A 14,802-nucleotide genomic window follows, 5' to 3' on the forward strand; every position below is an offset into this window, starting at 1 on the left:
GAGAGGTGTGAGAGTTCAAGTCTCTCCGACCGCACCATCATTCCTTTATGGAATCGATTCGTAAGAATCCCTGTTGGGCTATCGCCAAGCGGTAAGGCACTGGCTTTTGATGCCAGCATTCCCTGGTTCGAATCCAGGTAGCCCAGCCACTATACAACGTTATATTGAAATACCAATATCGATATAACTATACTCTTCGCTAGAGTAAAAGCTTTGCTGCGGTCGTGGCGGAATTGGTAGACGCACCAGATTTAGGTTCTGGCGCCGAGAGGTGTGAGAGTTCAAGTCTCTCCGACCGCACCATCATTTAGAAACCCAGCTTTTTAGCTGGGTTTTCTTTTTTCTGGATTTGGTATCAGTGTCACGCTTAATCCTTTATCTCCCCTCTCTTCATTTCTTTTTTTATTAGACAATACTATCCACACTCACTTAATTGTATTGTTCTATGAATTATCTTCCTCTAACGATTGGTTGCTATACCGATAGCCCGAGTTCAAGCCAAGGGATCTACAGTGTTCAATTTGACTTGAGTCGTGGTGAATTGTCTAAACTCACACTCATACAGCCTTGCCGAAACCCTTCTTTTGTCATCACAACACCATCAGGCTTATACGCAATCTCTGAAGTTGCTCAAGCGGCTAAACCAAAGCTTGCTTATTTAGCGGCGAATAAAGAATGGGAAAAGTGTCAAGCAATGCCAATATCTGGTGATCACCCTTGCCATATCGCTATCGATCACAATAAAAAGTACATTATCACTTCGCAATATAGCTCAGGAAACATCAATATTTTTACGCTCGACATAAATGGGCAAATAGATAAACCATTAATAACTATCCAATCGGCGGGTAGCGGAGCACATTTAACTCGCCAAACGCAACCACATGCTCACCAATGCGTCTTCCTTCGCTCTTTGCCACAGTTCGTTATGGTAGATTTAGGCTCAGACAGCATAAATTTTTATTGTTTTGATGAAGAGCAAGATGAGTTTTTAACCAAGCCAATACAACGCCTGCAAGTACCACCAGGTCGAGGACCTCGTCATTTAGTCTTTAATCATCTTGAAACGATGGCTTATGTGGTGTGTGAATTGTCCGAAACCATTTTAGTCTTAGCTAAAAAGTTTGATCAGTGGGTTATTATTCAAGAAGTGGATGCACTACCTAATGAGGAAAAAGGTGAAGCGACTGCAGCTATTAAACTTTCTCCTGATGAAAAATTTCTTTATGTCTCATCCCGCCATCAATCAAAAATCAGTTGCTTTGCCATTGTACCTCAAACCCAGCAGCTTGATTTTATCGCGGCTTACTCTACACAAGGTGAATTTCCTCGCGACTTTTTAATTACCAACGATGGTCAATGGGTAATTGCAGCCAATCAGCATTCAAATAACCTCACCAGTTTTAAACGTAATATTGATAGTGGCGAATTAGCCTTCACCGGTAACAGTATAAGTTTAGGTGCGCCAGTTTGTATTAGCGGTTAATAAAGCGTGTTGAACTAGCTTTATCACAACATAGCATTCCTTCTACTCAATTAACGTAGAAGGAATTAGCAACACTTAAAAATGGATTTTTAGCTTTCAGATCATTTGATTGTTCAAATATTTAAAAGTTCTACACTGATCACGTAATTGAACTCTTGGACAAGATAATGAGCGACGATAAAATAATCCCCCCTTCTTTTAAATCAAAACTAACTAAATTCTTTTTCTTTCTCGTCTGTATCTCTATTTTTTCGACCATGCTTTGGTCATGGAAGTTTGCAGATGGGCACCCAAGTACAGAAGATGCCTATGTACGAGCTAAAATTCTCTCTGTTGCTCCTCAAGTTCAAGGTCAGGTTGTTTCTGTCGATATCCGAGATTTTCAGGTCGTCAACAAAGGTGACTTGCTGCTAAAAATCGACTCTCGACCTTACTTATTAGCGGTAAAACAAGCAGAAGCAGCTTACCAGTTAGCTGTCCAACAACATGAAGTTGCAGATAAGCAAGTTACTGAAGCTGTCGCGGGATTAGATGCTGCGCGCTCAAATTTGACTGAATCTCAACTAGAGTACAAACGTATTCATTCTCTAGTAAAACGTAAGTTATCGTCAGAACAAGATCTTGATACTGCAAGAAACAAGCTTGCAAATGCACAAGCTAACTTAGAGCAATCACGTGCCACGGTAGAGAAAACGATCGCAAACCGTGGTAAAGAAGGAGCAGAAGCCGCGATTGTTCAACAAGCTGCCGCTCAACTTGCTCAAGCAGAATTAAATCTAAGTTATACCGATATCACCTCACCAGTTGATGGTATTGCAGGTGAAATAAATACGCATAACGGATCCATTATTAGTATTGGACAGACTCTATTTCCAGTCATTATTAAAGACAGCTACTGGATAAGAGCAAATTTTAAAGAAACTGATTTAACACACATCAAACCAGGCATGAAGGCTGAAGTTGTCATCGATATGTATCCAGATGTTGTCTGGCAAGCATCCATAGAGCAGCTTTCTCCAGCAAGTGGGACTTCTTTCTCATTAATGCCATCTGAAAATGCAACAGGTAACTGGGTAAAAATCAAACAGCGATTCCCTATTCGATTAGCATTAGAAGTGCCAGAAGGTGCACCACAACTACGTGTAGGAGCAAGTGCAGAAGTTACTGTTGACCTACAAAGTTACGCACAATGACCTCTAAAATAGTAGACAACAAACGAGGGTTAGCCACCTTTGCTGTTATGCTGTCCGCCATCATGGTCTTGATTGATTTAACCGTTGCCAATGTGTCACTTTCTCACATGATGGGGGCACTTGGTGCCACGGCAGATCAAATCACATGGGTGTTAACTGGCTATAGTATGGCCGAAGCGATATTTATTCCAATGACAAGCTTCTGGGTATCACGCTTTGGTGTGCGCAAAGTCATACTTGTCTCTGTGATAGGTTTTATTATTGCGAGCGCTTTATGTGGACAAGCTAACTCTCTCAACGAAATGGTGATATTCCGTATTATACAAGGCGCTTTTGGTGCCTCTGTTATCCCATTAGCACAATCAACATTAGTGCAGCTTTACCCTGGAGAACAAAAAGGGAAAGCAATGGCAATATTCTCTATCGGTATCTTGCTTGGTCCTATTCTTGGTCCTGTGGTCGGTGGTTTAATTACCGATAATATGAGTTGGCGTTGGATATTCTACATAAACTTACCTTTTGGTTTAATTTGCACCACGCTTATTTATCGCTATATCCATATTAATAATAAATCAAAACCAAGCTTTGATTGGTGGATTATTGGTTATATGGCCCTTGGGGTTGGTGCTTTACAGTTTTTCTTAGATAAAGGTAATGAAGAGGATTGGTTGAATTCTCGTATGATCCAAATGGCTATTTTTCTCGCTGCAATTGGATTAATTATGTGGGCTTATCGTAGTTGGAAAACGAAAAGTCCAATCGCACCATTATGGCTCTTAAAAGATAAAAATTTGATGGTATCATCGATCTTAATGGCAGTTGTTTCAATGGCAATGTTTGGGCTAACGACTCAACAACCGATGCTATTGGAGAGTTTACTCAACTACCCAGTATCCACGACTGGACTATTCATGGCACCGCGCGGGCTTGCATCAGCGGCTATGCTATTATTAGTGATTAAGCTCAACCCTCAGTTCGATCCAAGACTCAAAATTGTATTTGGGCTAAGTTGTATTGGGATTGGTAGCTACTTTATGACCCAGTATTCGCTAAATATTGATGCATTTTGGATCATTATGCCAAGCATGCTTCAAGGGGTTGGGCTAGGATTAACCTTTTCCACCTTATCGACCTTAGCTTATTTAACGGTACCTAAAGAGCAATCTGTTGCCGCAGCGAGTATTTATAATCTCTTTCGTACTATTGGTAGTTCATTTGGGATCTCTATTGCAACCACATTTCAGTATCGAGATGGACAACAACAGTGGCATGCTTTAAGTGAAGGGATCAACACGTACAATCCTGTACTAAGAGATTGGGCTGCCAACCAAGGGTTATCGATTACTGACCCTTTAGCGCTAGAGCAATACCAACAAATGTTACATCAACAATCTCAAATGGTCGCCTATGTTCATACCTTCCAATTCGTTGGTGTCATGTTTATTATTATGATGCCTATGTTGATTTTTATTCGCTCTAAGTAGCAATGAATATCCGCTGTATATAATCCTTTTCGCGATATGTTTATAAATAGGTAGGGAAGCCTATTTATAAACACCTTCAACGGCTAGTAAATCAAACCTATTTTAAGTGTATCGTTATTTCAAACCTAACGCATACTTAAGCACTTGTTTTTTAATTGGTCCTGAATTTTCAGCCAACTTTAGCGCGATATTACGAGCTAGCTTCATCGGCAAGATATTGTTACTAAAGGTTTTATAAAACAAGTCCATTCCGCTTTGCATCAATAAGTTATCTGCGCGTCTTAGCTTTTGATATTGTGCAACTTGCTCTTCTTCTAATTGACCTTGCGCTGAGGATACAGCTAATAGTGCCGCGACATCTTTAAAGCCTAAATTGACACCCTGCCCTGCTAACGGGTTGATAGTATGCGCAGAATCACCAACCAAAACACATCGAGAACGATAATATTGCTGAGCATGACGGCGTGTTAAAGGAAAAGAACCATGGTTAAGCACTTTAATATCACCCAATTCAGGCGGAAAATGAGCAAGGATTTCTTCGCGTAGCTGCTGAGCTGACATCAAACTTAACTGTTTTATTCTCTTTGGTGAGTCATACCACACCAAAGAAGCCTGCTGACCACACAAAGGAAGAAATGAGCGTGGACCACTTGGCGTAAATTGCTGCCAGGTAATATCTTGCTGCTGACATTCAGTTTCCACATGAATCAACATACAATGCTGACGATAATCCCATGCCGTGATCCCAATCCCCGCTTCAGCTCTAACCTTCGAATTGGCACCATCAGCGCCAACCACCCAAAGCGCATTAAATTGCTCACCCGACGTTAACGTGATTTGATTACTTTCAATGCCATGCATCGTGCTTTCTAGCTGATCTGGACAAAATAATGTCAGGTTGTCATAGCTTGTCATTTGTTGCCATAAACCCAGTTGAATGACTCGGTTTTCAACAATATAGCCTAACTGAGCAAGTTGAATATCATCGGCATTAAATCGCGTTCGACAATCAGGGTGATCCCAGGTTTCCAAACGCTTATATGGGCATACTCTCATTGCTTCTATCGCCGACCATGCCCCTAATTCCTCTAGTAAACTAACTGAGGTTTGAGAGATCGCTGAAACTCGAATATCCATCGCCTGCTCAGCTTCAAACGCTTTTGGTGCAGCGCCTTCAACTAGTGCGACGGTTTTTCCCTGTTTTGCAAAACCGATCGCTATGGCTGCACCGACCATACCACCACCAATTACCGCTACATCAAACTGTTTCATCGCACCAACTTCATCATCTTGATTTTTACTTGTTTTTTATTGTACGTTTTGCATCAGCAATTGAGAAATGATTTCCTTCTGATCATTAACTTCCCTTTATCGATAGTGTTAAAGTCAAGACACTAGGCAAGAGATTTCGGTTGATCACTAGTCAGTTGAGATCGAAACCAGTACAATACGCCGCTTGCCGTGATGGCACAAAGATTCACAGGGCATTTGCTCCCTTAATTTAAACTAACGATCGAGCGAAACAAGATGAGTAAGAAACTGCTAATTAAAACCTGGGGTTGTCAGATGAATGAATATGATTCATCTAAAATGGCCGACCTGCTTAATGCCGCTAATGGTTATGAATTAACAGAAATACCAGAGGAAGCAGATGTACTACTACTGAACACCTGTTCGATCCGTGAAAAAGCACAAGAAAAAGTTTTCCACCAGCTTGGCCGATGGAAAACGCTAAAAGATAAAAAAGAAGGCGTTGTTATCGGCGTTGGTGGTTGTGTTGCGACTCAAGAAGGCGACCATATTCGTCAACGTGCACCGTTTGTTGACGTTATTTTTGGCCCACAAACACTGCACCGTCTCCCTGAAATGATCAAATCATCACTTTCAAATGAAAAGCCAGTGATGGACATTTCTTTCCCTGAAATTGAAAAGTTCGATAACTTGCCAGAGCCTCGTGCTGAAGGTGCAACTGCGTTCGTTTCAATTATGGAAGGCTGTTCAAAGTACTGTACTTACTGCGTTGTACCTTACACGCGCGGTGAAGAAGTAAGCCGCCCAATGGATGACGTTCTATATGAAGTTGCTCAGCTTGCCGCTCAAGGTGTGCGTGAAGTTAACCTACTAGGTCAAAACGTAAATGCTTACCGTGGTCCAACCTACGATGGTGATATCTGTTCATTCGCTGATTTACTGCGCCTTGTTGCTTCTATTGATGGCATTGACCGTATCCGCTTTACAACTAGCCACCCGCTAGAGTTCACTGACGATATCGTTGCGGTATACGAAGATACTCCTGAACTGGTAAGCTTCTTACACTTACCAGTACAAAGTGGTTCTGATCGCATTCTAACCATGATGAAGCGTCCACACACTGCTATCGAATACAAATCAATTATTCGTAAGCTACGTAAAGCGCGCCCAGGTATTCAAATCAGTTCTGACTTCATTGTTGGCTTCCCTGGTGAAACCGACAAAGATTTCCAAGACACGATGAAACTGATCAAAGATGTTAATTTTGATATGAGTTTCAGCTTCGTCTTCTCTCCTCGTCCAGGTACACCAGCGGCAGATTACCCGTGTGATGTTCCAGAGCAAGAGAAGAAAGATCGTCTATACGAACTACAACAGACTATCAACTCGCAAGCAATGCGCTACTCACGCTACATGTTAGAGACTGAGCAACGTATCCTTGTTGAAGGTCCATCAAAGCGTAACCTAATGGAGCTACGTGGCCGTACAGAGAACAGCCGTGTTGTTAACTTTGAAGGTTCTGCTGATCTTATCGGTCAATTCGTTGATGTTAAAATCGTCGACGTATTTGCTAACTCACTACGTGGTGTATTAGTGCGTACTGAAAAAGAGATGGATTTACGTATTGCAATGACACCAGCAGAAATGATGGAAAAAATGCGTAAAGAGGACGAGCTAGGTGTGGGTACTTATACGCCTTAGTCTCAAAAAATCACTTCGATTGTGATTAGACGTTAAGCCAACGTATTAATCGTCATAAAAGTGCTATAAGATTAAATGAAAAGAAGCCCGATATTCTCGGGCTTTTATTTTATTAGTCGACAAGAGAGGCAGCCTTGAGTAATAAAATTGTAACTCTAGAAATTGACCTAGAACCTTCTGATAACCGCCGTTTATCTAGCCTGTGCGGTCCCTTCGATGACAATATTAAGCATTTAGAACGTCGTTTAGGCGTTGAGATCAACCATCGAAATAACTACTTTAGCATTGTCGGTAAAGCTTATTCCGCCTCTGCTGCATTGGACATCTTAAAATCACTCTATGTGGATACGGCGCCTGTGCGTGGTAATACACCCGACATTGAACCTGATCAAGTGCATTTAGCGATTAAAGAATCTGGTGTTTTAGAGCAAACAACAGAGTCCGAAATTGGCTATGGTAAAGAAGTCTTTATCAAAACCAAAAAAGGCGTCATCAAACCACGTACGCCAAACCAAGCTGAATATCTGGTGAATATCGTTACTCATGATATTACCTTTGGCGTGGGTCCTGCTGGTACTGGTAAAACCTATCTTGCTGTTGCCGCTGCTGTTGATGCTTTAGAGCGTCAAGAGATCAGCCGCATTCTACTTACTCGCCCAGCAGTAGAAGCGGGTGAAAAGCTCGGTTTCTTACCTGGTGACTTAAGCCAGAAAGTCGATCCTTACCTGCGCCCTTTATATGACGCTTTATTTGAAATGCTCGGCTTTGAGCGTGTTGAAAAGCTGATTGAACGTAATGTTATTGAAGTCGCACCTTTGGCTTACATGCGTGGTCGTACGTTAAATGATGCGTTTATTATTCTTGATGAAAGCCAAAACACCACGGTTGAACAAATGAAGATGTTCTTAACCCGTATTGGCTTCAATTCTCGCGCTGTCATTACTGGTGATATTACTCAAATTGATTTACCTCGTGGCGCAAAATCTGGTTTACGCCATGCCACTGAAGTATTGAGTGACGTCGATGAAATTAGCTTTAACTTTTTCTTAGCCGATGATGTCGTGCGCCACCCAGTGGTTGCTCGTATTGTTAATGCCTATGAAAAGTGGGAAGCGAAAGATCTCAAGCAACGTAAAGAGATTGAGCAGCGCCGCCGCCAAGAAAGAGAAAATCAAGTACTGGTTAATACTGCTGCCGTGACGCAACAAGTTCAAACTCATTTAGATGCACACACCAATGCATCAAATTCTGAAGAAGGAAAATAAATGTCGATTGAACTCGATTTACAACTGGCTGTCGATGATGAGTCTGGGTTACCAACCGGTCAAGACATTCAGCAATGGTTAGATAAGGCGATCATTCCTTTTCAAGCACAAGCTGAGTTAACGATTCGTATTGTTGATGAGCAAGAAAGCCACCAGCTAAACCTCGATTACCGTGGTAAAGATAAACCAACTAACGTGTTGTCTTTTCCCTTTGAAGCGCCACCAGGTTTTGATATTGATTTATTAGGCGATTTAATTATTTGTCGCCAAGTGGTTGAAGCTGAGGCAAAAGAGCAAAATAAGCCTTTGCTAGCACACTGGGCGCATATGGTTGTACATGGCAGCTTACATCTGCTAGGTTATGATCATATTGAGGATGAAGAAGCGGAAGAGATGGAGTCTCTAGAAACGGAAATCATGCTTGAAATGGGTTATGACGATCCTTACATTAGTGAAAAGATTGAACTTTAACTATTGATGTTAAGACCATAGCGAAGAGTCTGTTATTAACCACTCTTCGCTATTACATGTGAGCTATCACACATCTGATAGCGTTATTTTTTGAGTGATCATGAACGAAGGTACCCCCCCCACTTCTGAGGGAAGTAAAAAATCTGAAGGTCCGAGTAGAAAGTCCTTCTTTGAACGCCTAGTGCAATTATTTCAAGGTGAGTTAAAAGACCGCCAAGAGCTTGTGGATGTTATCCGCGACTCAGAAGTTAATGACCTAATTGACCACGACACCCGCGATATGCTTGAAGGTGTTATGGAAATTTCAGAGATGCGAGTGCGCGATATTATGCTGCCTCGTTCTCAAATGGTAACGATTGAGCGCACCGATGACTTAGATACATTGATTGCACTCATTACGGACGCTCAACACTCTCGCTACCCAGTGATTAGTGAAGACAAAGACCATGTTGAAGGCATTCTATTAGCGAAGGACCTACTTAAGTACTTAGGCTCAGGCAGCGAAGAGTTCGACATCGAAGAGGTAATACGCCCTATTGTTGTCGTACCTGAAAGCAAACGCGTTGATCGCCTTTTAAAAGAGTTCCAAGAAGAGCGCTACCACATGGCCATTGTTGTCGATGAGTTTGGTGGTGTATCTGGCTTGGTGACCATTGAAGATATTTTAGAAGAGATTGTTGGCGAGATTGAAGATGAATTTGACGACGAAGAAGAAGTCGACATCCGAAAATTAAGCAAGCATACCTTTGCTGTCAAAGCTTTAACGACGATTGAAGACTTTAATGATACCTTTGGTACTCAATTTAGTAATGAAGAAATAGACACTGTCGGGGGTATGGTGATGACAACATTTGGTCATCTTCCGTCTCGTGGTGAAGTGATTGAAATTGAAAATTATTCATTTAAAGTCACTGCTGCGGATAATCGCCGCGTGGTTCAACTGCAAGTTACTGTACCTGATGATGAACCTCTTCCTGATACCGAAGAATAACTCCCTCTCTATATAGGGATTACTGAAAAAGAAAACGATGAATAGAACCTTTACTCATCGCCTACTACGGCCGCTTGCGGCCGTTTTTGTTGGCGCTTGTACGACACTAGCTTTTGCTCCTTATCAATACTGGATAGTCGCAATCTTAAGCCCTGCGATCCTATTGTGGCTGATTCATAACCAAACCAGAAAACAAGCGTTAGCGATTGGCTATGCTTGGGGGTTTGGTCAATTTGCTACTGGGATCAGCTGGGTATATGTCAGCATTGCTGGGTTTGGAGGCATGCCTCTCGGTATTAATTTGCTATTGATGGGGCTCTTAGTTGCCTACCTTGCGGTTTATACAGGTTTATTCGCTTGGGCATTAAATCGTTTTGTCCCACAAGCAAACTTAACACGCTTTTTCTTAGCTGCCCCTGCCCTATGGCTAATCTGCGATTGGTTACGAGGCTGGGTAATGACTGGCTTCCCTTGGTTATGGTTAGGCTATAGTCAAATTGATGGCCCACTGGCACCATTTGCTCCTATAGGCGGTGTCGAGCTTGTCACTTTGCTCATTATCTTATCGGCATCATCACTTGCATATGCAGCTATTCACAGGCAATGGCAAGTCACGCTGATCCCTATGGTGATCCTCGCGACAGGCGTTGGTATTCACTCTGTAAACTGGGTAACACCGAATACAGAGAAAACCACCTCATTAGCCTTGATCCAAGGTAACGTTGATCAAGATTTAAAGTGGTTACCAAGCGAACGCTGGCCAACCATTATGAAGTATGCAGATTTAACCCGAGAGAATTGGGATGCAGATATTATTATCTGGCCTGAAGCCGCGATTCCGGCTTTCGAATCGGAAGTGCGCTCATACTTACATAACCTTGATACTGCTGCCAAGATGAATGACAGTGCATTGATTACCGGCGTATTAAACCAAGTTGGTCCAACCGAGTATTACAACAGTATCCTCACTTTAGGCAACACCAATCGTGATGAGTATCGCTATGACCCAACAGAGCGCTACCAAAAGCATCACTTACTGCCTTTTGGTGAGTTTGTGCCTCTAGAAGATTTCTTACGCCCTTTAGCGCCATTTTTTAATTTGCCAATGTCATCATTTACGCGTGGTGATTATGTGCAGCCGAATATTGTTGCCAACGGGCACCCAATGGCACCGGCGCTATGCTATGAAATCATCTTTAACGAGCAAGTTCGCCAGAATATAACTGAGGAAACCGATTTTATTTTAACCTTATCCAATGATGCTTGGTTTGGTGACTCTATTGGTCCTCTACAGCATATGGAAATTGCTCAAATGCGAGCACTGGAGTTGGGTAAGCCTTTGATTCGTTCGACCAATAATGGTGTTACTGCTGTCACTGATCATAAAGGTCAGATAACCGCAAGCTTACCGCAATTTGAAACTGGGGTATTACGCAGCACGTTAACGCCAACCGATGGTTATACGCCTTTCCGTATATGGGGAAGCTACCCTATTTATGCTTGGGTGGCATTCACTCTATTGCTTGGTGCTTGGTTCCAGCGTAAAAAAGCGTCTGCTCAAGAAAAGTAATCAATAACGCTTAGCCCTCTCTTACCACTTCGATACCATCGAGTAAGAGAGGGATTATTGCCTTTTTAAACACACAGCAACACCCAAGCTAACGTAAGCACTCTTTATGGCTTTAACGCCTGACGACTAAACGCATTGCTCCCACACTTAGTGCAACTCACAATGCTTGTTGGGTGGTTATATTCGACTTTATGCGTGCAATTTTCACACACGAGTACACCAAAGCCAATGACATCCCCCGTTTTATACAAGCCTCGATGCTCAAGGTCTTGAAATAACTCGACCCATTCCACTTTGGTTCTATCAGTAATTTCGAGTAACCCCTGCCAAATGGAATCCATAACCATCAGATAGAAAGGACCACTTTTACTTTCTTCGTAATTTTCAGCAAACTCTTTTAAATCCGACTTCATATAAGCAGAGATTAACGCTAGCTCATCTTTGGTCATCTCATTGGCTGCATCAACCACTTTTGCCGATGTATCGAGTACATTATCCAACTCTTCAGGGCTATGTTTTAATGTATCAACAACCCCTGCTAACATTTTTTCATAATCCTTTTTACTGTTTGGCATGGTAAACCTCCATGAATTAATTCGCTTTATGGCGCTAACTTGACCATCATTATCAATAGATAGCCATCGGATACAGTATTTCTATTGTTGTACTTCGTCGCTTTAGGTATTCTATGACGATCATTTAGATTCTGTTCTAACCGAACTCACAAATTCCAAGATAACCGGATATCATCGATGCAAGAACAATATAACCCGCAAGATATTGAACAAAAGGTTCAACAACACTGGGACAACAATAAAACTTTTGTTGTAAGTGAAGACCCAAATAAAGAAAAATTCTACTGTCTTTCAATGTTCCCGTACCCAAGTGGTCGACTGCACATGGGTCACGTACGTAACTATACCATCGGTGATGTAGTCTCTCGCTTCCAACGCTTACAAGGCAAAAATGTTATGCAACCAATTGGTTGGGATGCATTTGGCCTTCCAGCAGAGAACGCAGCCGTAAAAAACAAGACCGCTCCAGCGCCTTGGACTTACGAAAATATTGAATACATGAAAAACCAGCTTAAATTATTAGGCTTTGGTTATGATTGGAGCCGTGAGTTCGCAACCTGTACGCCTGAGTACTACCGTTGGGAACAAGAGTTCTTCACTAAACTGTACGAAAAAGGTTTAGTTTACAAAAAGACATCTTCAGTAAACTGGTGTCCTAACGACCAAACGGTTCTTGCTAACGAGCAAGTAGAAGACGGTTGCTGCTGGCGTTGTGATACCCCTGTAGAACAAAAGAAGATTCCACAGTGGTTCATTAAGATCACCGAGTACGCACAAGAACTACTTGATGACCTAGACAATCTAGATGGCTGGCCTGAAATGGTTAAGACTATGCAGCGTAACTGGATTGGTCGCTCTGAAGGTGTTGAGCTTTCTTTCGCTGTTAACGGCGAAGAAGCACCGCTAGAAGTGTACACAACGCGTCCTGACACGCTAATGGGTGTTTCTTACGTTGGTATCGCAGCAGGTCACCCTCTTGCTGAGAAAGCGTCTCTGAACAACCCTGAGCTTGCTGCTTTCGTTGAAGAGTGCCGTAACACCAAAGTTGCTGAAGCAGAACTAGCAACAATGGAAAAGAAAGGCATGGATACCGGTCTAACGGTTGTTCACCCTCTTAACGGTCGTGTTGTTCCTGTTTACGTCGCTAACTTCGTACTAATGGATTACGGTACTGGTGCAGTAATGGCGGTTCCAGCTCACGATCAACGTGATTACGAGTTCGCGACTAAGTACGGCATCGACATCATTCCAGTAATCAAACCTGAAGATGGCTCTGAACTAGACGTATCTGAAGCGGCTTACACTGAAAAAGGCGTTCTATTCGATTCAGGTGAATTCGACGGTCTAACTTTCCAAGCTGCGTTCGATGCAATTGCTGCGAAACTAGAAGCTGAAGGCAAAGGTAAGAAAACCGTAAACTTCCGTCTACGTGACTGGGGTGTATCTCGTCAGCGTTACTGGGGTGCTCCAATCCCAATGGTAACCACTGAAGATGGTGAAGTTCACCCAGTACCAGCAGATCAACTGCCAGTGATTCTTCCTGAAGATGTGGTAATGGATGGCGTAACGAGCCCAATCAAAGCTGACAAAGCTTGGGCTGAAACAACCTTCAACGGTGAACCAGCTCTACGTGAAACGGACACGTTCGATACCTTCATGGAATCCTCTTGGTACTACGCTCGTTACTGCTCACCTCAAGCAGATGACATCCTAGACCCAGAGAAAGCGAACTACTGGCTGCCAGTTGACCAATACATTGGTGGTATTGAGCACGCTTGTATGCACCTACTGTACTCTCGCTTCTTCCACAAATTGCTACGTGATGCAGGTTATGTAACCTCTGACGAACCATTCAAAAAATTACTGTGTCAAGGCATGGTACTAGCGGATGCTTTCTCTCACACAAACGAGAAAGGCACAAAAGAGTGGATCGCACCAACAGATGTAACCGTTGAGCGTGATGGTAAAGGTCGCATTGAAAAAGCGATTGATGACCAAGGTCGTAACGTTGAGCACTCAGGCATGATCAAAATGTCTAAGTCAAAAAACAACGGTATTGACCCACAAGAGATGGTGAACAAGTACGGTGCTGATACAGTACGTCTGTTCATGATGTTTGCATCACCCGCTGACATGACTTTGGAATGGCAAGAGTCTGGCGTTGAAGGGGCGAACCGTTTCCTTAAGCGTGTATGGAAGCTAGTTCAAACTCACTCAGCAAAAGGCGCTGCTGAAGCTGTCGATGCTGCAGCACTTTCTGGCAATCAAAAAGCACTTCGTCGTGATGTTCACAAAACGATTTCTAAAGTAACCGATGATATTGACCGTCGCCAAACGTTCAATACAGCGATCGCTGCTATCATGGAACTGATGAACAAGTTAGCGAAAGCACCGCAAGAATCGGTTCAGGATCGTGCGATCCTTGATGAAGCATTAAAAGCGGTTGTTCGTATGCTGTACCCAATGACTCCTCATATCTCTTACGAAATGTGGGAAGCATTAGGTGAATCAGATGTCGATTCTGCAACTTGGCCAACTTTCGATGAGAAAGCGCTAGTTGAAGATGAGAAAACAATCGTTGTAATGATCAATGGTAAACTACGTGCAAAACTAACGGTTGCTGCTGACGCAACGGAAGAGCAAGTACGTGAACTTGGTCTTAACGATGAAAATGCGAAGAAGTTCCTTGATGGACTAACGATTCGCAAAGTTATCTTTGTACCTGGTAAGCTGCTGAATATCGTTGCAAACTAATCGTAACTGAACTATCCAATAAGCAGGGCACGATTGCCCTGCTTATTATTTATCTAAAAGT

Annotated in this window: 11 protein-coding genes and 2 tRNA genes; 11 read left to right on the forward strand and 2 right to left on the reverse strand. The window is 42.6% G+C overall.

The genetic code is table 11. The annotated features are described in order from the left end of the window. The first annotated feature begins 74 nt into the window (after positions 1-74). The 5 genes from BCU68_RS15870 to BCU68_RS15890 all read left to right on the forward strand — a co-directional run bounded on the left by BCU68_RS15870 (position 75) and on the right by BCU68_RS15890 (position 4,163). Positions 75-149: transfer RNA gene (locus tag BCU68_RS15870), tRNA-Gln, on the forward strand. A gap of 69 nt (positions 150-218) precedes the next feature. Then, positions 219-303 (forward strand) — tRNA-Leu (locus tag BCU68_RS15875). Between the two features lie 142 nt (positions 304-445). Further along, positions 446-1,486, forward strand: coding sequence for a lactonase family protein (locus BCU68_RS15880; protein ID WP_102565711.1), 1,041 nt, complete (start codon positions 446-448; stop codon positions 1,484-1,486). A 167-nt stretch (positions 1,487-1,653) separates the two neighbouring features. Beyond that, positions 1,654-2,679: an HlyD family secretion protein gene (locus BCU68_RS15885; RefSeq protein ID WP_102565712.1), complete on the forward strand. Its 1,026-nt coding sequence runs from the start codon at positions 1,654-1,656 to the stop codon at positions 2,677-2,679. Continuing rightward, a complete protein-coding gene (locus BCU68_RS15890) occupies positions 2,676-4,163 on the forward strand; it encodes an MDR family MFS transporter (RefSeq protein WP_102565713.1) in 1,488 nt (495 codons plus the stop codon). Before BCU68_RS15885 ends, BCU68_RS15890 begins: the two co-directional genes overlap by 4 nt. A gap of 114 nt (positions 4,164-4,277) precedes the next feature. Here BCU68_RS15890 and BCU68_RS15895 read toward each other — a convergent pair whose 3' ends face one another. Next, positions 4,278-5,435, reverse strand: coding sequence for a 2-octaprenyl-3-methyl-6-methoxy-1,4-benzoquinol hydroxylase (locus BCU68_RS15895; RefSeq protein WP_102565714.1), 1,158 nt, complete (start codon positions 5,433-5,435; stop codon positions 4,278-4,280). Between the two features lie 255 nt (positions 5,436-5,690). Between BCU68_RS15895 and miaB the strand changes: the two genes are divergently transcribed. The 5 genes from miaB (at position 5,691) to lnt (ending at position 11,412) form a co-directional block, all read left to right on the forward strand. Beyond that, positions 5,691-7,115, forward strand: a complete 1,425-nt coding sequence (gene miaB, locus BCU68_RS15900) for a tRNA (N6-isopentenyl adenosine(37)-C2)-methylthiotransferase MiaB (protein WP_102565715.1) — start codon at positions 5,691-5,693, stop codon at positions 7,113-7,115. 134 nt (positions 7,116-7,249) lie between these two features. Continuing rightward, positions 7,250-8,380: a PhoH family protein gene (locus BCU68_RS15905; RefSeq protein ID WP_102565716.1), complete on the forward strand. Its 1,131-nt coding sequence runs from the start codon at positions 7,250-7,252 to the stop codon at positions 8,378-8,380. Continuing rightward, entirely contained in the window at positions 8,381-8,851 is a 471-nt protein-coding gene (gene ybeY, locus BCU68_RS15910; protein WP_102565717.1) for an rRNA maturation RNase YbeY, read from the forward strand. A gap of 100 nt (positions 8,852-8,951) precedes the next feature. Further along, positions 8,952-9,842, forward strand: coding sequence for a CNNM family magnesium/cobalt transport protein CorC (gene corC, locus BCU68_RS15915; RefSeq protein WP_102565718.1), 891 nt, complete (start codon positions 8,952-8,954; stop codon positions 9,840-9,842). 37 nt (positions 9,843-9,879) lie between these two features. Continuing rightward, positions 9,880-11,412, forward strand: a complete 1,533-nt coding sequence (gene lnt / locus BCU68_RS15920; protein WP_102565719.1) for an apolipoprotein N-acyltransferase — start codon at positions 9,880-9,882, stop codon at positions 11,410-11,412. A gap of 104 nt (positions 11,413-11,516) precedes the next feature. Here lnt and BCU68_RS15925 read toward each other — a convergent pair whose 3' ends face one another. After that, positions 11,517-11,987: a zinc ribbon-containing protein gene (locus BCU68_RS15925; protein ID WP_102565720.1), complete on the reverse strand. Its 471-nt coding sequence runs from the start codon at positions 11,985-11,987 to the stop codon at positions 11,517-11,519. A 177-nt stretch (positions 11,988-12,164) separates the two neighbouring features. On the opposite strand from BCU68_RS15925, the gene leuS reads away from it, so the two are divergent. Beyond that, entirely contained in the window at positions 12,165-14,741 is a 2,577-nt protein-coding gene (leuS, locus tag BCU68_RS15930; RefSeq protein ID WP_102565721.1) for a leucine--tRNA ligase, read from the forward strand. Positions 14,742-14,802 lie beyond the last annotated feature (61 nt).

Origin of the sequence: Vibrio sp. 10N.286.49.B3 (assembly GCF_002873395.1) — a bacterium.
In the GTDB taxonomy this organism is placed as follows: domain Bacteria; phylum Pseudomonadota; class Gammaproteobacteria; order Enterobacterales; family Vibrionaceae; genus Vibrio.